Origin of the sequence: Flavobacterium sp. LC2016-12, from assembly GCF_015351595.1 — a bacterium.
Lineage (GTDB): Bacteria > Bacteroidota > Bacteroidia > Flavobacteriales > Flavobacteriaceae > Flavobacterium.
Map to the genome: position 1 here is coordinate 187,087 of NZ_JADKPT010000004.1, position 22,471 is coordinate 209,557.

The following is a 22,471-nucleotide window of genomic DNA, read 5'->3' on the forward strand; positions in this document are numbered from 1 at the left end:
AAAAAGGACTCGTTTAAAACGGGTCCTTTCTTTATGAAGTCAATTTAAAATTAAATTGATTGCTCTTCTTGTCTCTTTTTTGCTCTTTTCTCTTTGAACATTTCCCAGCTTGCTCCCGTAACCCAATAAGATACGAAACCAACTAAGAAAAACATCAACCAAAACCCTATAGTTAGTATGGTCAAGAAAAGTAAAAAGCCTAAGTACTGTGAAAATTCAAACATGTTTTCCGGAATTTTTGAATGTAAGGACAAATGTAAGTTTTATATTTTTCCTTAGCAATAAAATCCAAATCAATTTTTATAAAAACACAATTATCCGTATATTTAAACTCATTTTAAATAAGGGTTTTTTATCATTTTTATTTAACTATCTAAATCAGAAGAATATGAGTATTTTCAGGAGCTATTTCCCGCTATTCGTTACAATCTTTTATATTTTTAAAGAAAAAATATAAAAGGATTTTCACTACTATCGGGGCTAGGCATTCATTTTCAAAAAAAAATTTAAACATTAAAGAAAAAAATCCGTTTTTAATCCGCGTTTTTACGAAGTAAATCCGTGTTATCCGCGTTCAATTTACCAGCAGCATTTTACAACAAACTATATACAAATGAAATACAGAATAGAAAAAGATACCATGGGCGAAGTACAAGTCCCTGCAGATAAATATTGGGGCGCTCAAACAGAACGTTCCCGCAACAATTTCAAAATTGGACCATCGGGCTCCATGCCACCAGAAATCATTGAAGGTTTTGCGTATCTAAAAAAAGCGGCAGCTTATGCAAATTACGATCTTGGAGTTTTACCTCTTGAAAAAAGAGATGCTATTGCAGCAGTCTGTGACGAAATTTTAGAAGGAAAATTAGACGATCAATTTCCGCTTGTAATCTGGCAAACCGGTTCAGGTACACAAAGCAATATGAACGTAAATGAAGTTATTGCTAACCGCGCTCAGGTTCTTAAAGGTTTTGAAATTGGCGAAGACGAACAATTTATAAAAGCAAATGATGATGTGAACAAATCGCAATCCTCAAACGATACTTTCCCAACCGGAATGCACATTGCAGCTTATAAAATGGTTGTAGAAACGACTATTCCGGGAGTTGAGAAATTACATGCAACTTTAGCAGCAAAAGCAGCCGAATTTAAGGATGTGGTAAAAATTGGCCGTACACATCTTATGGATGCAACGCCATTAACTTTAGGTCAGGAAATTTCAGGATATGCCGCTCAACTATCTTTTGGTTTAAAAGCCTTGAAAAATACTTTAGCTCATTTATCAGAAATTGCTTTAGGCGGAACTGCTGTTGGAACGGGACTCAATACGCCAAAAGGCTACGATGTAAAAGTTGCCGAATATATTGCAAAATTCACCAATCATCCTTTTGTAACGGCAGAAAATAAATTTGAAGCATTAGCAGCACATGATGCTATTGTAGAAACGCATGGCGCTCTAAAACAATTGGCTGTTTCCTTAAATAAAATCGCCAATGATGTTAGAATGTTAGCCTCAGGACCACGATCCGGGATTGGTGAAATTCATATTCCTGAAAACGAACCGGGTTCTTCCATTATGCCGGGAAAAGTAAACCCAACGCAATGCGAAGCCTTGACAATGGTTTGTGCCCAGGTTATAGGAAATGATATGGCAATTGCTATTGGCGGAATGCAGGGCCATTATGAATTAAATGTTTTCAAGCCGGTTATGGCGGCAAATTTCCTTCAGTCAGCAAGATTATTGGGAGATGCCTGTATTTCATTCGACGAGCATTGTGCTCAGGGAATCGAACCAAACTACAAACGCATCAAAGAATTAGTAGACAATTCTTTAATGTTAGTCACCGCTTTAAACACAAAAATCGGCTACTATAAAGCCGCAGAAATAGCACAAACCGCTCACAAAAACGGAACAACTCTTAAAGAGGAAGCTGTACGTTTGGGTTATGTAACCCCAGAAGATTTTGATGCCTGGGTGAAGCCGGAAGAGATGGTTTAGAAAAAGTTTCAGGTTTCAGGTTTCGGCTTGTGTGATCTAACCGCAAAGTTCGCAAGGTTTTTACGCTAAGTACACAAAGTTATTTTCTTTGCGAACCTTGCGCAAAAACCTTGCGAACTTTGCGGTTAAATTTATGTTCAAAGTAAAGCCCCCTGAAACTTTAAACTATTTCCCGTCTACATAATCTTGCAAATATGCAAATCTTGGAGTTAGCTTTCCTTTATCAGTAATTTTAGCTCTTTGTAAAATTCCATCTTTATCTCCGTTAAAAAATGCCGGAATAACATGTTCCATAAATTGTTCTCCAAAACCTTCACTTGCATCTTTTGGAATTTCGCATGGCAAATTATCAACCGCCATTACAACAATTGCTGCCGGGTGAAAAACATCAACTTCTTTATTTTCTAACGGGAAATAACCGTAAATAGGCTCCTCAATAGTAGAAGAACGCAACGTACAGGCAATTGGTCCGTTAACATCACATGAAATATCAGCAACAACTCTTAGTTTGCAATCACTTGCATTCAACATTTCCTGAGTTAAAATCATTGGTGCAGCATTGTCATAAAAATGACCTGCGTAATATATATCAGATACTTTCGTGAATTTTTCAAAATCAGAAACATATGCTTCTGGATGTGAGGTAAAATCATTGAAATCTAAAACCTGTCCATCTATTCGTTTATTGTATTCTAAAACATCCAATTGCACATAAACTGACTGCGTATAATTTTTAGTCAAATAATTATCGACAGTAACTTCTTTTACTTTAATAGCATCCAAAATCTCTTTTGCTCCACTTCCTACCTTTCCAGTTCCTGTAAGTACAAATTTTAAAGGCGGTAAAGTAATACGTTTTAATTGCGCGATTAAAGCTTCTTTTCCGGCAAGGGTTTCTGCTTTTGGCAATTTAAACAATTCAAATTTTATTCCGAAAGCACGAATTCCGTTGTAAACACCAACCATTCCGGCGTATTTCCCAAAACCAATCAAACGACGATTTTCAGCATCCACAATAGTTTCGTGATCGTATAAATCGATGTTTTTTTCCAAAATTGCTTTCAACAATTTTCTATTATAAGGTTGCTTTTTTATGGTATGCGAAAAAAAGAAATAAGCCTTATTTGGAATCAAATTCTCAACAGGAACTTCTTTTACCCCAAATAAAACATCGCAATCAGCGACGTTATCTGTCACTGTTAAGCCCATACTTTTATACTGCACATCAGTAAAAATTCGAATATCAGAACTTTCTACTTCAACAGTAGCGTCATGATAAAGCTGTTTTAATTTAGCCAATTCACTTGGTGAAAATACAACACGTCTATCTGGTGGGGATTTTCTTTCTTTTATAATTCCAAATTTCATTTATACGAGATTAAGATAGATATTTATATAACTTTTTAGATTCAATTTGTTTCAAATATAACAAAATTAGTTAAAATTTTGTTGTTATTTTCTCTTTTTAAACATTTTTATAACGCTAATAGCTGATGTACAATCGACTAACAAAAAAAGAAGTTAAAACAATGTTAAAATCAGATTTCTGAAAGAGTCAAAAACCGAAAACATAAATATTGAATTCTATATATTTGTTTTTAAAGAATGATGAAAATGAGTCTCCTAAAAAAAACAAATATACCACAAATACTTTTCCTAATCTTAGTTTTAAGTTCATGCGGAAAAGATAAAAAAACAAGTGTTGATACCGCTTCAACAGTTGAAGATACAATGCCAAGAATGAAGCCGTTAGGTCCTGAAAAAAGAATTTCACAAGCCTATATCAATTCAGTAAAAGGGAGAATAAATCATTTTTACAATAAAAACTGGCCAAACAACAGCATGAACGGAAGCTTTCTTGTTGCCCGCAATGGTCAGATTATTTTTGAAAAATATAATGGATATGCCAACAAAAATGAAGGCACAAAAATAACGGCAGAAACACCGGTACAAATTGCTTCTGTCAGTAAAGTATTAACTGCAACAGCGGTATTGAAATTAGTCAATGCAGGTAAACTACAATTAGACCAGAAAGTAAATACAATCTTAAAAACTTTCCCGTACGAAGATTGTACGGTGCGAATGCTTTTAACGCATCGCAGCGGTATGCGTAATTATGCCTATTTCACTGATCACGACAAATCGGTTTGGGACAGACATAATCAGCTTACCAATAAGGATATCTTAGATATATTGGCCACAAAAGATATTGGACTGGAATCCAAAACCGGAACACGTTTTGGCTATTGCAATACCAATTATGCCATGCTGGCCCTTATAATCGAAAAAATCACAGGCTTAACTTATAAGCAAGCCATGTCTGAAATCATTTTCAAACCTTTAGGAATGACACACACTTATGTTTTTGACGATGACAAAGACAGAAAAACAATTGTTCCATCTTATAAAGGTAATGGTGCCGAGATTGGTTTTGATTATCTGGATAATGTTTACGGCGATAAAAACGTATTTTCGACTGTACGCGATCTTTTAAAATTTGACAGAGCAAGAAATTCGCCTGACTTTTTGAAGCCTGCTTTATTAAAAGAAGTCTATACAGGTTACAGCAACGAGCGAAAAGGAACAAAAAATTATGGTTTAGGTATCCGAATGATCAATTGGGAGACCGGACAAAATTTCTATTTTCATAATGGCTGGTGGCATGGTAACACCTCATCTTACATTACTTTAAAGAAGGAAAATGTTACGATTATTGCCTTGTCTAATAAAATGACCAGAAACACTTATGCGGTTCGTAAACTGGCACCAATTTTTGGAGATTATCCTTTTAATTTCAAAGACGAAGAATAATATAATTTTAAGTGAAATTTATTATTTATCTAAGCGCAAATAGTATAAATTTGCAAACTCATTTTTGGGGTCGACTGGTTTTGACAGCAAGTCGAATTGGAAAGTAAGCACGTCGAGCATTGAGACCTTGCTCGTAAATATAAGATCTTACAATTTTACACGGCGAAAATAACTACGCTTTAGCTGCATAATCCGAATTATAGTAAGATTAGCCACGTCCCTATAAGATAGGGAAGCTGGATTCTCCTTGAAAGCCTTGGTTTGTGGCGGTCAGTTTAGGGGAACCGTAAAAATAAACCTAGATTTCCATGAGCTTCGGGTGGAGATCGAAATTAAGAAGATAAGTGTTGAGTGGTTGTTCCTGACCTAGCTTAACATCGAAAATCCAATCAGGAAATAAACGTGTAGAAAGCTCTTTAGTTGCTTGTTTGGACCCGGGTTCGATTCCCGGCGACTCCACAAAAAAACCGTAATTGACTAAAAAAGTCGTTACGGTTTTTTTTATTTCTTAGTAAAACCTTTTCTGGTCATTTCCCCCCAGCCTTTGGTTCCCATAATTTTTTCTTTGTAACCAATCAAAGCGGCGTAAACTGTTAGCGGATGAAAATAAATAGGTTCTATGAAAGCTGCTATTAAAAGTTTAAAAAAATCAGTTTGTTTTGGGTATTTGTGATAAGAATACTCTTCACTATAAAGCGCTATAACCGAAAACATAACAGCAAAAAAGTAAACAAAAAGAACCAGCAATATGAAAAAATGCCAGTTGAGTAAACCCATTATAATAAATACAAGTGTTATGACAAGACCAATAAATTCTATTCCAGGAGCCAGGAATTCAAACAAGGTCCAGTAAGGTACACTAATCATACCCAACAATTTGTACTTAGGATTCAGAAACATTTTTTTGTGCAGACTAAGTGTTTCAATTGTTCCTCTCATCCAGCGGCTGCGCTGTTTCTTAAATATTTTAAAATCTTCAGGTGCTTCTGTCCAGCAGAGCGGGTCCGGTATGTAACTAACACCATACGGTATTTTATTTTCCAGCATATAACGGCGCATTCTCACGACCAGTTCCATATCTTCACCAACTGTTTTTGTGTTATAACCGCCAGCCAGTAAAGCAATTTCCTTATCAAAGGCACCAAATGCACCACTTATAAGCAATAGGCCATCCAGTCTGCTCCATGCCATTCTGCCTAAAAGAAACGCTCTCAAATATTCTAAAACCTGTATTCTTGGGAGCATCTTATCCGGAATATTTACCTCAACCAAACGACCGTTTTTAATAACACACTGGTTTGCTATCCTGACTACGCCACCAGTAGCGATAATACGTTTTCCGTAAGATTCCAGAAAAGGTTTTGCTAGCTTGAGCAACGCATCTTTGTCCAGAATACAATCAACATCAATACAAACCACATATTGATTCTGGGCAATATTAAGTCCGACATTAAGTGCGTCGGCTTTACCTCCATTTTCTTTATCTACAACTATCAGTTTTTTAAAAGCAGCATTTCTGGAAGCATAAATTCCTCTAACTTTTTTTGTTTCTATTTTTGGATGAATATCAAGTTCCGTCAACAGAAGATCGTACTTTTTAATCAGGATTTCCATAGAATTATCCTTACTCCCATCATTGACTACAATCACCTGGTAATTATTGTAATTAAGAGAAAGCAGCGATTTTACATTTTCTTCAATTGTAAAACCTTCGTTGTATGCAGGAGCTATTAGAGAGAGACTGGGCGCAAATTCACTTGTAAGAAGCACATCATAATCAACAAAACTATTTTTTTTAAGATAATCTCTAAGTTCTCTGGTAGACAAGTGAGCTAGTACAAGATAAGAAGACATAATTAATACCGCATAACCAATTATAAGGATTAGATATTCCTCAAAAAACAGTGCTAATTCAGTAGTAAAAAAAGTCATTTTTTATTCTATTAAACAGTTAATAACTGAAGTACATTTTGTGCTTCGTACTTTATTAATGTATTGGGAGCATTGGCAACCAGCTTTGTTACGTAAGGAATTTTTTGTGTCAGTTTAAGCTCTTTTATAAGCTTAAGCCCAAGTGCAATTACGGTTGTATTTTGAGATTCAAGCAATAACTCAACTCCTTTAGTGTCACCAATATCGTGCTTTTTGAAAGCATTTATGATATTGATCTGTGTCCAGTCATCAATTGGGTTTGGATGTTCTATGAGATACGGTAGGCTTTTTGTCCCTCCAAGCTTGATAGCGGCATTTACGGCTGTGATTTTTAAAATTTTATTTCCGCCTTGAGATGCTTTTATGATCCTGTCAAAAGCGTCAGCACAATTTATTTCTGATAATTCTGTAATTCCTTTACATTTTACTTCCCACCTCAGGCTCCTGAGTTTTTTGAAGGAATCATTTATCAACCCTGAATCTTTGTAAAACTGCTCTAGCTTTACGGCATAATTTCCTTCATAATTTTTATGAAGATTCATAATCGAATCGATCATAACTTCCCTGAAAAAGGAATTACGAAAGAGTTTACTAAAATTCACATCCGTCTTCACTTCTGAAAAAGGTACATCCTGAAAAACTACCGAAAACATCAAATTTTCAATTATTTTATTGTACTCGGTAAGCCGTTTGTTTCTTCTAATATTTCTGCTTCGGCTACTAATAATTATTAAATAAAGAATAATAGATGTTAGGATAAACAAGCAAATTGACAGCGTTAAAAAAGGCTCCACCCAGGTTCCGCTTTTATAAAGTTCCCACAGTTTCATATCAGAAGCGTTTTGTTAGGATAACCTGAACATTAAATCTATTTCTGAATTCGTCAGGTAGGTATTCTTCGTACTCATAAAGAAAAACAGGTCTCACAAAAAAAGAATTACCAAGACGATGTTGGTATTGTATACCAGCTCTGTAGGACTTTAAAGGTTGTGTCAGACTATTATAAAGATAAAGATAAGGGACATTACCGTATTGCAATTCTAATCTAATAATCCTTTCTTTTTCGTCATTTGTGTTCTGAAAACTCAAGACATGAGAAAATAATTCGTTTGTCGTATCGTAATAAGGTCTGTACGCAATTGTATTGACACCAATGTGGTAGGCCAATTGTCCTGTTAGTAAGGTTACATCTTCTGTTTCAAAATGCATGTATCGAATACCCAGGGCATAATCAAATTTTTTATGTGGAACGAAATAATATTCAACACCCGCTTTTGCTACAGGAAATACAGTCTCTCCTGTTGAAATACCACCATTTACATACAAATAGTTCTTTTTAGCAAAGGTTTGATAATAGTCTGCTTCAAACAGCATTTGCGTATCGCCATTTACATGACCCACATTAGCACGTCCTACAAGTGCTGACTTGGTAAACTTATGAGAGTACTCGACATAACCATAATGCAATGGAGATTGTCCGGGATTCGATGTAGATATATTTAAATAAGAAGCTGCTATTGCATTTTTTGCCTTTTGGCCAATCAGTGTTCTCACTCCTCTAAAGGCCTGAGTACTATTATCTGTAATCGATACTTTTTCGATAATGGCTAAAGCTTCTTCGTTGCGATTTAATTTTTCGAGACAATTTACTTTTATCCTCAAAACATCAAGCGAATTTGGCTCTATTGCTAAGTATCGATCGCAATAATCAATACATTTATCGAACTGTTCTGACCAAAAATAAGTATTTATAATCGCCAATAAAGCATCGGGACTTGGATTGGTCCTGTCTGCCATAGGCGCTAAAATTTTAATAGAACTATTGTAGTCTTTTTTCCAGCTGTAAATACGTCCGTTGTAAATTTTTATTTCTTCATTCTCAGGAAATTTTACGCTTAAAGGTTCAGTGAGTGCTAAGGCAGCATCGTAGTTACCTTTCTCTACTTCACGCTTTGCGTGCCTCAGTACATCATCAATAGTGTTTTCCTGTGCCAATACGACAGGAGAAATAAGCAGCAGGAAAATTGTATAATATAGAAACTTCATTAAGCACGTGTTTTTAGAAGTTTATTAATTCTCACTAAAAGCACAGCAGGACTCACAGGTTTCGCAATGAACTCGTTTGCCCCAAGATCAAATGAATCGAGTTCGGTTTGCTCAACACCTGACGAAGTAAATATAATGATCGGAACATCAGAGCCTATGGTTTCTCTCACATATTGCGTAATTTCCATTCCGCTTATGCCGGGCATGTTGATATCCGTAAGGATTAAGTCGTAATTATTTGTTTCGATTGCATCTAATGCTTCTTTTCCATCAGAAAACTGGTCAACGGTAAATCCCTTAGACTCCAGGAAAAAGGATAATGATTTACGCAGCATATCATTATCTTCAGATAAAATGATTCTCATAGGTTATTAATTTGAGGCAAATTTGACTTTATAACTTTTGGATCTAACGTAAAGCTAGAGTATATTACTCACTTTTCATAGCTCATTCAGAATTTTAACTACTTCATTAACGCCACATTTTAATAGGTTCATTTGATTTCCAGCTTCAGAAGTGAAATGTCCCAGTGAAGCTTCTTCCTCAATAATAGATAAAGAATGACTAAGATCCGTAAGCATAAACATGTCTACACTAGACTTCATGTTGTGCGATAGTTTCTTTACTTTATCATGACTTTCACTATTGAATGCTTCTTCTAATTGCTCAAATTCGGCAGGGATTTTTTCTATAAAAAGATTTATCATTTCTTTTTTAAACGCCGGATCACCACAGGCCATCTCGTCTAAATAAGAAAAGTCTATTTTTCTCTTCTTTACTGCATTAAGATCTTTGTTCATTACGGTTTTAATAGCCTTTAAAAGTACCGGTTGCTTAAATGGTTTTGGTACGTAAGCATCCATGCCGACATCAAAACAACGCTCCTGCTCACCTACCAGCGAGTGCGCCGTCATAGCAATAATCGGAATGTTTAATTTCATTTCATTCCTGATGTATTCTGTCGTTTGATAACCATCTTTAACAGGCATCTGAAGATCCATCAGCACCAGATCGTATTTGTTTTTGGATAACAATGCTATTCCTTCTTCCCCATTTTCGGCAATATCCAATTCAAAACCAAAATTTTGAATAACACTCCTTACCAATTTCTGGTTTAAAAGATTGTCCTCGCAAAGCAGTATTTTAAGTTTACCCAGTTTATCTTCTGAAACTGCTTCTGCAGCTATTTCGTCATGGTTTACTTTTTTATACTGAAACACAAAGAAAAACTCCGAGCCTCTATTCGGTTTGCTTTTCACCTGAATTTCACTTGCGTGCAATTCAACCAGCTGTTTGACAATATTGAGACCAAGACCGGTACCGCCAAATCTTCTAGTTGTACTTTCTTCTGCTTGTTTAAAACGTTCAAAAATAGTCGCCAGTTTATCCTCAGGTATACCAATACCGGTATCTTTAACTGAAAATCGGAGTGCATAATGACCCTCTGTTTCATCAACTAATTTTACAGAAACTGTTACTTCTCCTTCTTCGGTAAATTTTAGGGCATTTCCTGTAAGGTTAACCAAAATCTGATTTAGTCTTCCCTGATCACCAATTACATTGTCGGGCATATCGGCATCCAAGAAAAGATTGAATTCAATATCTTTTGGAACCTTTACTTTTAGCAGCTTATAAATATGTTTAAGTGTCTTTTTTAAATTGAAGGGCTGCGCTTCAATAACCAAATTACCAGATTCTATTTTAGAAAGATCTAAAATATCGTTTACGATCAAAAGCAAATTTTCCCCTGCTACCTGAACACTGCCAATGTAATCCTGTTGAACCGTATCCAATTTGGTCTGGGCTAAAAGGTCTGTAAAACCAATTATGGCATTTAAAGGAGTTCTGATTTCGTGGCTCATATTGGCCAAAAAACTATCTTTTGCCAATACGGCACGTTCCGCTATTTTTTTCTGGGCGTCGAGTTCAATGTTTTTTGTTCTTAATTCCAATTGATTTATCACGTGTTTTGCCACTATAGAAAGTGCGTTACGCTGATTTTCATTAAGTTCTTTAGTAACATGATCTATGGCACAAAGAGTCCCAATATTATGACCGTCGGGTGTTGTTAGCGGAACCCCTGCATAAAACCTTACCTTAAAACCACCGGTAACATTAGGGTCGTCTTTAAGTCTTTCATTTAGATGCGTATCCCGTATTTCAACCATATTTGACTCCATAATGGTGTATCGGCAAAAGCTAATTTCTCTTGGCACCTCTGATACTCCAATTCCAATTTCAGATTTAAACCATTGACGGCTTTCATCAATAAAAGAAATATGGGCTATTGGCACGCCACAGATATACGAAACAAGTTTGGTTGCATCATCAAAAGCATGCTCCGGTAAACTGTCCAGAATATTATAGCGCTTTAAGGCTGCCAAACGCGCTAATTCGTTGTGTGGTATTGGAATTTCTGTATTCATTCTCTTAAAAAGTAAAATGTATAAATATAAATAATTTAAGATAAAACTTTATCAAAAAAAAGAAAGAGAAAGCGTTTTTAACATTACAAATGCTTTTCTGTCTGGGTCAATATTCATAAAAATGAGCGCTTTAAAAAACAAAAACACCTTTAATAAAAAAGGTGTTTTTATAAGATAAATAGCAGGCTAAAATTTAAAAGTAAGATTAGCCAGGAAATTGGTTGGAGCCTGTGGAGCTCCCCAGGTACTCCAATATTTCTCGTTAGTTAGATTATTTAATTTGATTCCGATTCTCCAATTTGGTCGCTCATAAAAAACAGTCGCATTTAAAATAGTATAAGATGGAATATAGAAAGTATTGGCAGTAGACATATAGGTTTCATCTACATAATTTGCTCCAAAACCTAAGCCTAAGCCTTTTATCTTGTTTTGGAATTTATAAGAAGCCCAAAAGTTCACTACATTTTCAGGTGCATCTGCCGCTTTATTTCCTTCAAAAGTTGTGGATTTTACGATCTTATTATCGTTGTATGCATATCCGGCAATAATGTCTAATCCCGGAATAGGATTGGCAATTAACTCAAAATCAAAACCTTTACTTACCTGTTTTCCTCCTTGTTCGTAGGTTAAATCGGCATATCGCATTACAGCATTGTCATTGGTAATGTTGTAATAACTAATTGTAGTACTTAATTTCTTATTGAAAACTTCCGCTTTTATACCAGCCTCAAACTGATTTGCATAAAGCGGATCTAAAATCAACTGTCCGCCATCAGGTTGGTTTACAGGAGCAAGGTTCTGAAACCCGTTTAAATAATTACCAAACACAGAAACCTGATCTTTAACGATCTGATACACCAATCCTAATTTAGGAGACAAAGAAGTTTGATTATAAGCCGGCGTAGTACCGCTTTCTTTACGATCAAAATTATCTACACGTAAACTCAGCATGGCAGAAAATCGGTCAGCGATACTGATAACATCAGAAACATAGGCACTAAAGGTAAATTCTTCCCTGCCTGCTCTTATCGTTGGATTTCCCAATACATCATCAATCTCTTTTTTTCTCACGGGAACAAAGTTCGTTGTCACATCAATGGTTCTAAAAGGAGCTACAGGAGTCGTAACAGTTGAAAATGTATCAGAATAATATCTGTAATTTACACCCGTTAGTAATTTGTGTTTTAGAAATCCGGTTGCAAATGCACCATTGATATTTTCTTGTATGTTGGTATAATTACTTGATATAGGTCCAAAAACGGTAGCGCGCATTGTCACTGTTGTTGGTGAAGTCCAGGTTGGCAAAGCCTGATAACTGTAGTCCACGTTCTCACTTACATAAGAAAATAAGGTAGTCGATTTCCAGTTATCATTGATTTGATATTCTCCCTGCACAAAAGCTTTTGCTGACGATGATTTAGCATCTGCATCGTCGTGAACTAATGCTTTTTTATAATCCAGTTTTACATCGCCGGGATTTGTTATACCAGATGTGGCAGTTGCATTAGGGTATAAAGGTTTTGTGTTATTCGTATTAAACAACTCCGCATCGATATTAAAGGTAAGTTTCTCTGATGCTTTATAGGTAATGCTTGGCGTAAATTCGAGGGTATTATTGAAACCATAATCCAGAAAGCTTTTTTCTCTGTTCACCGCAACATTTAGTCGGAATAATACATTTTTATCTTTTGTAAGCGGCGTATTAATATCTGCTGTCAGACGATTTAATCCAAAACTTCCTCCTGTGTAGGCGATTTCGGTTACTGCAGTTTCAAAAGGTTTTTTGGTTACCAAATTAACTACTCCTCCAAATGAAGATGCCGAAGATCCAAACAAAGTTCCCGAAGGGCCTTTCAAAATTTCGATTCGTTCTACATTCGCAATCCCAACGGAAGAACGGCCTGATAATGTCTCCATTCCGTTTCTTGAATTTACCCCGACTGTAAATCCTCTAAAAATAGCTGCAAAACCACCCGATGGATAATTAAGCGGTACTACTCCGGGTGAATTTCTAAGAGCACTCCCAATCTCGACTGCAATTTGTTCTTGCAAAAGTTCTTTATGAACCAGACTGTAAACCTGTGGATTTTCAAGATTTTTTAAAGGCATTCTGGCTACATAAGTTGTCTTTTTTGATAAAATGCTTTTTCTGCTATTAATAACAACTTCCTGTAATTCTTTGTTCGATACTTTCAATTGCAAACTAATTGTAGTCATTTCATTATCTGCAACATTTATTTCCTGTTCCGAAGTTTCATAACCTGTAAGGGATATTTGCAACGTATAGGTATTGGCTTTTACTCTGTTCAATTCAAAACTTCCGTCATCATTTGTTGATGTATTATATTTTGAGTTCTTAAGCGTAATGTTTACGTCTGCTGCCGGAGCCCCATCTGAAGTTGTGATTTGTCCTTTTACTTTTCCATGATTCTGTGAAAAGGAATGGACTGAAAATAAAAGAGTGATAATACATAAAAAGAGAACTGTTTTTAAACTAAGATATTTCATTGATTTTCAAATTTGATTAGTTTATTTTTATTTAGAATTAATAAAAACAGCGCAAATGTAAAAATTAATAATTGTTTAACAAGTATTTATTTTGTGTAATGGTATTTAACTAAAGTAATTAAATACTTACCTCCCACTACATTACTTATACAAACGAAAAAGGCCTGCAAAACTAGCGTTCTACAGGACCTTTGTATTTTAAATTCTTTCTAACTTCTTTAATTCATATAGCGCAATGGGCCTTATTATTCATCAATATAACAAAACCCACTTCGCTATATTCAACTAAAAAACAATTTTAAATGAAACAATTTAAGCCAACCTTTATTTTTTTTTAAATATTTATTTTATTACAGTAAAATCTGAATTCTGGACTGAAAAAACTGGGTTGCCCCTTTCAGACTGTACCGGTCTAATATTCCATAGCCATAAGCAAATTCAAATCTTAAGTTTGCAGAAAGATACCAGTTAAACGTAGGTGTTATTCTCCAGAATCGTCCGCCCTCGATTAATCCACCATTTAATTCATTGGTCGAATATCTTAATGCAGCCTCGATTTCTCCTAATCCTCCCTGAAAAACAGATTTTTTAACCGGTATGAAAGTATAAATTCCACTTGTCGTTGTGTACGGTCTGCTTGCTCCTGTAAAAATGTAACTCATCATTACTTCTCCACCATGAAAAACCGGATCGTTTTTTTCTTTTGAATTAAACATTTGCCAGCCATATTCAGTTCCAAACAACCATGGTCCCTTATTATAGTAGATTTCCCAACCGACAAAAGTTCCCTGATTGGATGAAAAACTACCTGTATCTATAAAAATGGGAGCTGTGTTGGATTCGGGTCTTGATTTAAGTCTGATCTTATTGTCTTCCGGCTGTCCTATTCTGAAATTACCTCCAATATGAAGCGTAGTTTGTTTTTCTTCAGAATGAATTGGAAGCCATGCCGCTCTTGTTATAAATTGCCAGCTATACGTACTGAAACCCTGATTGTGCGATAGCCAGTCTGCAAAAATCCCCATATTCCAGACGATTCTTTGTTTAGGAAGGTAGCCCAGCCATTTTATACCATCACCCAAAATCGGTATTGCATCAATTGCCATATGACGTTCCAAAGATTCTCCCGAGTAACCGTTCATAACTTTGCTAAGCGAATAACCTTCTTTAGTTCGACCGATGAAAACGCTTCCCCAGATTTCCGGAGTTGCGATCATTACTCCTGACTCGCGAACATACCATTCTTTCGCATCTCCGTCATACATGAAACCGGCTTTCCAGGTTATGGTTCTTTTTGTTTTCAGCTGGCCACCGATTAAAACCCTAAAGTCACGAACATCAAAATCGTATTTAAGCTCTTCGCCAATAGAATCCATTTGTCGCTTCCCGGTTGCATCCTGAGTGTATCCTGCATATTCATATAAAAAACCAGCACCCAATTTGATCGTTGTAAAACTGGTGTCAAACATATTCCAGGGCAGTTTTTCAGCCTTTGTAGTGTCTGCAGCCTGTAACACATCACCTTCAGTTCCGTCAGGTACTGTTTTTGGCAGCTCCTGACCTAGTGAACGACAAGGTAAAAGCAGCATTATTAAGACAACCAAACCAACCCGCAATTGCGACAGAACGGAACAATTAGCTATGATTCGTTTTGCTTTCAAAATACCGTTATTTATAGATTAATATTCCAGGAATATTTTTTGCAATTCATCCAATTTTCTTGGTTTAAGTAAGGCTACGGTCAACAGGATTCTTGATTTTTGCGGATTTAATCCATAAGAAGCTATAAGACCCAATTCATCATCATTACATTCCACATTACGCCCTACAATACCCGTTGCAACACGTGTGCTTCGTACTACAATAATTCCTTTTTTACTTGCTCTTGCACAAGCGTCAAGAGAAGCTTTATTCATGTTTCCGTTTCCAACACCGGCAATTACAATTCCTTTTGCGCCTTTTTCAATTGAAGCATCGATCAAATCCGGTTTCATATCGGCATCAGCATAAATAATATCAACACGAGGAAAAGTCGTTACTCCTTTCACTTCGAATTCAGAGCTTTTTCCGAATTTTTGATCAGGATAATGGTAAAAATCATTTACTCCGTAAGAAGTAGTTCCAATAAGTCCGCGTATTGGAGACATAAAAGTCTGAACCGCTGTTGTACTCACTTTAGTTAAAGATTGTGCCGAATGTATCCAGTCATTCATTACCAAAAGCACACCGTGGGCTTTTGCTTTAGGATCTGCAGCCACAGCAATAGCATTATACAAATTTAAAGGCCCGTCAGCACTAATTGCAGTCGATGGTCGCATCGATCCTACAAGTACAACAGGTTTTTCTGTTTTTACCACCAGATTTAGAAAATAGGCTGTTTCCTCCATAGTATCAGTTCCATGTGTGATCACAAAACCGTCAACATCTTTACTTCCGGCTAATTCATTGATTCTGTTGGCTACTTTCAGCATGATTTCAAATGACATATCCTGAGATCCTACATTTGAAATTTGCTCTCCTTTAATATCGGCCAGTTTCATAGCGTCCGGTACTGCATTTACCATCGCATCTATAGTAACTTGTCCGGAAGTATAACCCGATTGTACGCCACTTGCCGCAGAACCTGCAATGGTACCGCCTGTTGCCAGAATTAGAACTTTAGGCTTCGTTTGAGCCATTATACCCGTACTTACTGATAGTAGGATAATAAGAAATAGTTTTTTATAAGAGGTTGTATATACTTTCATGATATAGATTTTTTAGTTGATGGTTATTTTTGTCCGGTTAAACTGGCTGGATCAAGCAATTTTTTAATTTGATCTTCTGTAAGCAATTTCTTTTCGCGTATAATTTCGAGAATTCCTTTGTTAGTTTCAAGAGCTTCTTTGGCTAGTTCTGTTGTTTTTTCGTAACCCAGTACCGGATTAAGAGCGGTAACAATACCTACACTTCTTTCCATATAATGGTTTTGCACAGATTTGTTTGCTGTAATGCCTTCGATACAATTTTTTCTGAATAAGGGAAAGGTTTTAAAAAACAATCCTTGCGATTCCATCATGGCTATAGCTTCGACTGGTTCAAAAGCATTCAATTGCAGTAAACCGGAATGTGCAGCAAGCGTCACAGTCAGGTCATTCCCTATTACTTTAAAGCAAACCTCATTCATTAACTCCGGCATTACAGGATTTACTTTACCCGGCATAATCGAAGATCCCGGTTGAAGTGCCGGTAAATTAATTTCAAATATCCCAGCGCGTGGTCCCGAGGCCAGGAAAATAAGATCACTACTTATTTTTGACATGGCTACTGCCATACTTTTAAGTGTCGAAGAATAAATTACAAATCCTTGTTGACTAGAAGTAGCAGCAATAAGATCTTTACTCATCACTATAGGTTTTCCTGTAATTTTAGCAAGATGCGTGGCCACCTTTTCGGCATAACCTGGTGACGCTGTAATTCCGGTTCCTATTGCTGTCGCTCCCATATTTTGTTCACATAAAAACACCTCTACTTTTCGTAAAGCGGCAATTTCTGCGTCAAGCTGATTTCCAAAAGCGTGAAATTCCTGCCCCATTGTCATTGGTACCGCATCCTGTCCTTCTGTACGCCCCATTTTTAATATATCTTTAAACTCATCTCCTTTTTTATGGAATGCTTTGGCCAGTAAATCAGCTTCTTTTATCAGTTTATCATTGTGTAATAACAGCGCCACTTTAATCGCTGTCGGATACACATCATTTGTAGATTGTCCCATATTTAGATCGTCATGCGGTTCTAAATATTGATACTCCCCTTTTTTGTGGCCGCTCATTTCTAAACCGATATTAGCAAGAACTTCATTGACATTCATATTTGCCGAAGTACCTGCACCACCCTGATACAAATCTACCAGAAACTGATCGTGGTATTTTCCATCCATCACAGCCTGGCACGCTTTCTCTATGGCAGCGAGCCTGTCTTTTTTAAGTCGGCCATCTTCTGCGTTAGCACGGGCAGCCGCCAATTTTACCATCGCAAAAGCTTTTACATAATCGGGATAAAATTGTGTCGTCATTCCGCTGATCTGAAAATTTTCAAGAGCGCGGGCGGTCTGAACTCCGTAGTAAGCATTGTTCGGAATTTGCTTCTCACCCAAAAGATCTTTTTCAGTTCGGGTTTGAGCACTAAGGAAGCTGATGTATAATCCGAAGAGGATTACATAATGTATTTTTTTACACATGGTGTTCTGTTTTTTAGTTTTTGGTAACTTTTAGAGAGCTATTTCTTTTTAATTTTTTCTGTAGAATGCTTGCGAGAAGTTATACTTAAATGATAATTGCACTTTATTTATTGACGTACTCCAACCGTCGCTAAAATTTTCACGATCCCCCCATTGAAATTCAGCTCCAACCAGACAATTTTTTGCCGGAGAATACAATATATTTCCCACTACATATTGCCCTTTTTTGAAAGCATCAGGAGTTTGTCCGTTAGCGTTATCAATATCAATCATAGAATATCCAAGTGAGCTGGTGAATTTTTCACTCCACGAATGATCAATAAAAGCCACAACCCCAACAAGAGGAAGTGCAACACCTTTTACCGGTTCTGTTGGGTTTCCCGGATTAGTTTCTATTCCGATATCTACCGGAGCATCATTCATGTAGTTCTGAATTCCTTCTCCGTAAACAACCTGCCCTTTAAAAACAGTACTTTGTCCAAATTTAATATTAGTACTTAAATTCAAACCCCAGCCTAAAGCATCTCCAGATAAATCAAACTGATCATTGTTTTGATCTTTCCATTCAATTTTTCTAAGTATTCCGGCTAATTCAAGATAACCCCAATTAAAACCATGGTGATATTCAGCAGATAGATCGGGTAATGGAAATCTGGCATTTACCCCCTGAAGCTCTATACGGTTTGCATACATCCCCTGATCAGCACTTGCTCCAGGTCTTTCCAGTGCAATAGTTAATCGGGTATCGCCCTGAATTGGCATATAACGGATTTGCACGTTACGAAAGAATACCATTCCTGTTGGCCCCCAATATTCTAAGGTATTCGGAAAAACATCAATATCCATAAAAGGGCTCCATGTCTGACCGGCTCCAAATTTTCCTAATTCCGCGTAAGCATGTCGTAAACGAAAAGTAGTTTGACCCGCATCGACGCCAGTTCCATACAATTCGAATTCGAATGTCGTTTTCAACTCTCCTACTCCTGTATCAAAATAATTTTTTATACCAAATCGTGTCTGACGTACGGAGGCATAATAACTGCCGTCTACTCCATACTCGTCTTTATAAGATGGTAATTTGGTAGGTCGCACGGCATCATACCAATCTGGCTGAATCTGATTAAAATTATAGCCAATATCCGTCATGATAAACCCATAAATTTCCATACTTTTTTTAGCCTCATCTTCCTGCCCATACGTTAAGTTTACGGCAAGAAAACAAATTATGACGGCGAGATACCGGATCATTGCCACATGTAAAAGCTTTTTTTTCATAATTATTTTGGTTTAAAATTGTTTGCTTAGTTAGTTGAGCATACCACGCACTTTAATGGGATTCAAGTTTGTGGGAAAAATTTATTCCATGTTTTTTTCTATGTATTGCACTATTTCCTCCTCCAGTTCTTTGGTCAGATTTTCATACTCTACCTTCAGATGAAAATCCTCCTGCATTTTTTTTTTGAATTTTTCAACATTGATTTTACTGCAACAATAATCATCGCACATCGTTTTGAAATCATCATCGACCAAATACAAAACTTTGATTGATTCTTGATAATTGGAAAGTTTTTCGCTGTATAATTTCTCCGGAATTGACATTTTATCTTTCATTACATACTGATATTCAATCAAATATAAAAAACCAAAACAGTGAAAAAGAGTTAAAAACCGTTAAATTTAACCGTTAAATGAAAGAAAAATCTTATTTTTTGATAAATTTTCTTACAAAAAATACAATTTTATCATAAAATGAAAATAAATTATTTAACTTTATAGGTACCATATTTTCACCCTATTATTCTCATTTAATGCAACTTACATGGAGAATGTCAAAAAAAACACACATGAAGAAATTTTTACCGAACTAGAATCTGTTTTAACATTTACATCATTAAAAAGCTCTCCTATCTTAAGTAAATTTCTAAGGTATATTGTGGAGGAAACACTTAATGAAAATCAGCAGTTTATCAAGGAATATTCCATTGCCATAAATGTACTTAACAGACCAGCTGATTTTAATTCTAACGATGATGCCGTTGTACGTATTCATGCAGGCCGGTTAAGAAGAATTCTGAACGAATATTATTTGACCATCGGCCAAAACAATTCCTTAATAATAGATATTCCGAAAGGCTGCTATATTCCGAGATTTATTCGAAAGGAGTATCATCGAAAAGAAGATGCACGACCCATTGTGCCTCCTCATGACGACACAAATCCAATCATTGCCATATTCCCATTTAAATCAATCACCAACAAACAAAATTTAGATATTTTCTCGCTAATGCTGTGCGAAGAGCTAAGTGCAGAACTATCATTATTTGAAGATATTTCCGTTGTGGGGAATTTTTCATCTGAAATGATTTCAAAAATAAATCAAAATATTATGGAGGCAGCTAAAGCAATAGGTGCCGATTTTATTATTACCGGAAATATTCAATGCAATGATAAAACACTCCAAATAAGAGTGAACCTATTAAACTCAAAGACAGGAGAATTCGTAATGACGAAATCTTTCGATCATATTGATATTAAAGACATTCATCAAATACAAAGTGAAATCACACACAGTATTGTTAGTGAAATAGGCGGCTATTATGGTAGTATTTTTAAAGAAATAATTAAAACTTCGCCCTCCAGAATTAGTGATAATTTGAGTATTTGGAAAGGAATTTACAGTTACTATAAATTCCAATGTGAGTGTTCTTTTGAAAATTACTGGTCGGCTTTCAGAAATCTTGCTGACGCAACAAAATTGCATCCCAATCATGCAGCAACCTGGGCTATGTTAGGCGAATTGCACCTTGACGGAGTTGCGTTTGCTATTGACAACGACGAAAATACTATTGAGGAAGCTTACCGATGTGTAATGAAATCTTTAAAAACAGATCAGCATTGCCAACATGCGTGGCATACTTTGACCGGGATTAATTTGTTTAAAAAAGATCCTGAAGCCTGTCTTTATTCTGCCGAACAATGTATTAAAATTAATCCAAACGCATCGGGTATCGTTTCCGGCGTTGGGTGTATGCTTGTTCTCGCAGGACATTTTGAGAAAGGTTTTACTATTATGCAAAATGCAATTCAAAAAAATCCCTATTGTCCATGGTGGATTAATATTGGTTTTTGTTGCTATTATTTATCCAAAAAAGAATATAAAAATGCTTTTCTATGGGCTGAAAAAATGGATTCTGAAGAAAGTTTTTGGGATCCGCTTCTAAAAGCTGCTACATTATCTTTGATCAACGAAGACATTAAAGCAAAAAAATATCTTTCGAAACTTTTAGCTTTACAGCCTGATATAACAAACAAAATCCATCCATTACTTTCAAGCCTAATTCTTTCAGAAGATTTAGTAACTGAAATAATTGAAGCGGTTAGAATAATCGGATTAATTCAAAACAACTGATTTATTAATACTAAAAATCAACTAGTTGTACCCTTGCAAAAACAAACCATTTTATTTTCTAAATTAGTTTCAAAAAATTAACGCCATGCAGAAATTAACCAAAGAAGATATTTCACAAGAAGTATTTGACCTCTATGATGATTATGCTCACAACAAAATTGAGCGCAGACAGTTTATCGAAAAACTATCCATTTTCGCAGTAGGAACACTTACACTTCCATCGCTTTTAAGTTTTATTATGCCAAATTATGAAGACAGTATTTTAATTAAACCCGGAGATCCAAGAATCAAATCGGACTATATTACTTATCAATCTCCTAAAGGCGGCGGATCTATTAAAGGACTTCTGTCACAATCTGTTGAAACCAAAAAAAAATTACCCGGAATTATTGTCGTTCATGAAAACAGAGGCCTTAATCCATACATTGAAGATGTTGGCAGAAGAGCTGCTGTTGAAGGTTTCATCACGCTTGCTCCAGATGCCTTATCGCCATTAGGAGGTTATCCCGGAAACGACGATGCAGGACGCGAATTGCAAAAGAAACGTACCCGTGAAGAAATGCTGGAAGATTTTATTGCCGCTTACGAATACTTAAAAACGCATAAAGACTGTAACGGTTATGTAGGCGTTGTAGGATTTTGTTTTGGTGGATGGATATCTAATATGATGGCAGTAAAAATACCAACTTTGTCTGCCGCGGTTCCTTATTACGGAGGACAGCCAACCAAAGAAGAAGCCGAAAAAATAACGACTCCGCTAATGCTGCATTATGCTGGTTTAGACACAAGAGTTAACGAAGGCTGGCCGGCTTTTGAAAAAGTTTTGAAAAAAAACAAAGTTGAAAACACAGCTTATTTTTATCCGGGAGTTAATCATGGTTTTCATAATAATACCACACCAAGATATGATGAAGCAGCTGCAACTTTATCCTGGACAAGAACTATTGATTTTTTTAAATTGAAATTGAAAAACAAATAACTAAAAATCTAATTACCAAATGTTTATTTTTTTTCCAACTCGAATAAAACGCTACCCGTTTTCAAATAAAAGATGTGGGTTGAACGTTTTTTCTATAAAATGCTAACACAATTTTAGTGCTATTTTTTTTACAAGACATTAT

The 22,471-nt window shown here is 35.9% G+C and carries 17 protein-coding genes and 1 other RNA gene; 5 read left to right on the forward strand and 13 right to left on the reverse strand.

All coding sequences use genetic code 11. The features are described from left to right. Positions 1-50: 50 nt before the first annotated feature. Positions 51-224: a hypothetical protein gene (locus IRZ99_RS08920; protein ID WP_026984685.1), complete on the reverse strand. Its 174-nt coding sequence runs from the start codon at positions 222-224 to the stop codon at positions 51-53. 389 nt (positions 225-613) lie between these two features. On the opposite strand from IRZ99_RS08920, the gene fumC reads away from it, so the two are divergent. Beyond that, positions 614-1,999, forward strand: a complete 1,386-nt coding sequence (gene fumC / locus IRZ99_RS08925; protein ID WP_194656947.1) for a class II fumarate hydratase — start codon at positions 614-616, stop codon at positions 1,997-1,999. Between the two features lie 165 nt (positions 2,000-2,164). Here the strand turns inward: fumC and IRZ99_RS08930 are convergent, their stop codons facing one another. Beyond that, positions 2,165-3,367 (reverse strand): NAD(P)-dependent oxidoreductase, encoded by a 1,203-nt coding sequence (locus tag IRZ99_RS08930; protein ID WP_194656948.1) that lies wholly within the window; start codon positions 3,365-3,367, stop codon positions 2,165-2,167. Positions 3,368-3,607: 240 nt separating this feature from the next. On the opposite strand from IRZ99_RS08930, the gene IRZ99_RS08935 reads away from it, so the two are divergent. Then, positions 3,608-4,810 (forward strand): serine hydrolase, encoded by a 1,203-nt coding sequence (locus IRZ99_RS08935; RefSeq protein ID WP_194657093.1) that lies wholly within the window; start codon positions 3,608-3,610, stop codon positions 4,808-4,810. 66 nt (positions 4,811-4,876) lie between these two features. Next, positions 4,877-5,272: a transfer-messenger RNA gene (gene ssrA / locus IRZ99_RS08940) on the forward strand. A gap of 39 nt (positions 5,273-5,311) precedes the next feature. Here the strand turns inward: ssrA and IRZ99_RS08945 are convergent. The 11 genes from IRZ99_RS08945 to IRZ99_RS08995 all read right to left on the reverse strand — a co-directional run bounded on the left by IRZ99_RS08945 (position 5,312) and on the right by IRZ99_RS08995 (position 19,552). Then, positions 5,312-6,742, reverse strand: coding sequence for a glycosyltransferase (locus IRZ99_RS08945; protein WP_228519059.1), 1,431 nt, complete (start codon positions 6,740-6,742; stop codon positions 5,312-5,314). Positions 6,743-6,753: 11 nt separating this feature from the next. Continuing rightward, the gene (locus tag IRZ99_RS08950) at positions 6,754-7,572 is read right to left on the reverse strand and encodes a hypothetical protein (RefSeq protein ID WP_194656949.1); all 819 of its coding nucleotides are present in this window, start codon (positions 7,570-7,572) and stop codon (positions 6,754-6,756) included. 1 nt (position 7,573) lies between these two features. Continuing rightward, on the reverse strand, positions 7,574-8,788 hold the full coding sequence (locus IRZ99_RS08955) for a YaiO family outer membrane beta-barrel protein (protein ID WP_194656950.1): 1,215 nt from the start codon (positions 8,786-8,788) through the stop codon (positions 7,574-7,576). After that, a complete protein-coding gene (locus IRZ99_RS08960) occupies positions 8,788-9,153 on the reverse strand; it encodes a response regulator transcription factor (RefSeq protein ID WP_194614705.1) in 366 nt (121 codons plus the stop codon). Before IRZ99_RS08960 ends, IRZ99_RS08955 begins: the two co-directional genes overlap by 1 nt. A gap of 75 nt (positions 9,154-9,228) precedes the next feature. Continuing rightward, positions 9,229-11,214 (reverse strand): ATP-binding protein, encoded by a 1,986-nt coding sequence (locus IRZ99_RS08965; protein WP_194656951.1) that lies wholly within the window; start codon positions 11,212-11,214, stop codon positions 9,229-9,231. Positions 11,215-11,400: 186 nt separating this feature from the next. Then, on the reverse strand, positions 11,401-13,722 hold the full coding sequence (locus tag IRZ99_RS08970; protein WP_194656952.1) for a TonB-dependent receptor: 2,322 nt from the start codon (positions 13,720-13,722) through the stop codon (positions 11,401-11,403). A 350-nt stretch (positions 13,723-14,072) separates the two neighbouring features. Continuing rightward, positions 14,073-15,383: an OprO/OprP family phosphate-selective porin gene (locus IRZ99_RS08975; RefSeq protein WP_194656953.1), complete on the reverse strand. Its 1,311-nt coding sequence runs from the start codon at positions 15,381-15,383 to the stop codon at positions 14,073-14,075. Between the two features lie 18 nt (positions 15,384-15,401). Beyond that, a complete protein-coding gene (locus IRZ99_RS08980; RefSeq protein WP_194656954.1) occupies positions 15,402-16,469 on the reverse strand; it encodes a type II asparaginase in 1,068 nt (355 codons plus the stop codon). 23 nt (positions 16,470-16,492) lie between these two features. Next, the gene (locus IRZ99_RS08985) at positions 16,493-17,941 is read right to left on the reverse strand and encodes an aspartate ammonia-lyase (protein WP_194656955.1); all 1,449 of its coding nucleotides are present in this window, start codon (positions 17,939-17,941) and stop codon (positions 16,493-16,495) included. 48 nt (positions 17,942-17,989) lie between these two features. Continuing rightward, the gene (locus IRZ99_RS08990; protein WP_228519060.1) at positions 17,990-19,216 is read right to left on the reverse strand and encodes a DcaP family trimeric outer membrane transporter; all 1,227 of its coding nucleotides are present in this window, start codon (positions 19,214-19,216) and stop codon (positions 17,990-17,992) included. Positions 19,217-19,297: 81 nt separating this feature from the next. Beyond that, entirely contained in the window at positions 19,298-19,552 is a 255-nt protein-coding gene (locus IRZ99_RS08995; protein ID WP_194656956.1) for a hypothetical protein, read from the reverse strand. Between the two features lie 208 nt (positions 19,553-19,760). On the opposite strand from IRZ99_RS08995, the gene IRZ99_RS09000 reads away from it, so the two are divergent. Further along, complete coding sequence (locus IRZ99_RS09000) at positions 19,761-21,350, forward strand: hypothetical protein (protein WP_194656957.1); 1,590 nt, start codon at positions 19,761-19,763, stop codon at positions 21,348-21,350. Positions 21,351-21,435: 85 nt separating this feature from the next. Then, positions 21,436-22,329 (forward strand): dienelactone hydrolase family protein, encoded by an 894-nt coding sequence (locus IRZ99_RS09005; protein WP_194656958.1) that lies wholly within the window; start codon positions 21,436-21,438, stop codon positions 22,327-22,329. Positions 22,330-22,471: the final 142 nt, after the last annotated feature.

Bases quoted from the DNA above. Each gene is read 5' to 3' on its own strand.
- fumC (WP_194656947.1), top strand. From the start codon at position 614: ATGAAATACAGAATAGAAAAAGATACCATGGGCGAAGTACAAGTCCCT.
- IRZ99_RS08965 (WP_194656951.1), bottom strand. From the start codon at position 11,214: ATGAATACAGAAATTCCAATACCACACAACGAATTAGCGCGTTTGGCA.
- IRZ99_RS08920 (WP_026984685.1), bottom strand. From the start codon at position 224: ATGTTTGAATTTTCACAGTACTTAGGCTTTTTACTTTTCTTGACCATA.
- IRZ99_RS08970 (WP_194656952.1), bottom strand. From the start codon at position 13,722: ATGAAATATCTTAGTTTAAAAACAGTTCTCTTTTTATGTATTATCACT.
- IRZ99_RS08955 (WP_194656950.1), bottom strand. From the start codon at position 8,788: ATGAAGTTTCTATATTATACAATTTTCCTGCTGCTTATTTCTCCTGTC.
- IRZ99_RS08985 (WP_194656955.1), bottom strand. From the start codon at position 17,941: ATGTGTAAAAAAATACATTATGTAATCCTCTTCGGATTATACATCAGC.
- IRZ99_RS08950 (WP_194656949.1), bottom strand. From the start codon at position 7,572: ATGAAACTGTGGGAACTTTATAAAAGCGGAACCTGGGTGGAGCCTTTT.
- IRZ99_RS08960 (WP_194614705.1), bottom strand. From the start codon at position 9,153: ATGAGAATCATTTTATCTGAAGATAATGATATGCTGCGTAAATCATTA.
- IRZ99_RS08990 (WP_228519060.1), bottom strand. From the start codon at position 19,216: ATGAAAAAAAAGCTTTTACATGTGGCAATGATCCGGTATCTCGCCGTC.
- IRZ99_RS09000 (WP_194656957.1), top strand. From the start codon at position 19,761: ATGGAGAATGTCAAAAAAAACACACATGAAGAAATTTTTACCGAACTA.
- IRZ99_RS08945 (WP_228519059.1), bottom strand. From the start codon at position 6,742: ATGACTTTTTTTACTACTGAATTAGCACTGTTTTTTGAGGAATATCTA.
- IRZ99_RS08995 (WP_194656956.1), bottom strand. From the start codon at position 19,552: ATGAAAGATAAAATGTCAATTCCGGAGAAATTATACAGCGAAAAACTT.
- IRZ99_RS08930 (WP_194656948.1), bottom strand. From the start codon at position 3,367: ATGAAATTTGGAATTATAAAAGAAAGAAAATCCCCACCAGATAGACGT.
- IRZ99_RS08980 (WP_194656954.1), bottom strand. From the start codon at position 16,469: ATGAAAGTATATACAACCTCTTATAAAAAACTATTTCTTATTATCCTA.
- IRZ99_RS08935 (WP_194657093.1), top strand. From the start codon at position 3,608: ATGAAAATGAGTCTCCTAAAAAAAACAAATATACCACAAATACTTTTC.
- IRZ99_RS09005 (WP_194656958.1), top strand. From the start codon at position 21,436: ATGCAGAAATTAACCAAAGAAGATATTTCACAAGAAGTATTTGACCTC.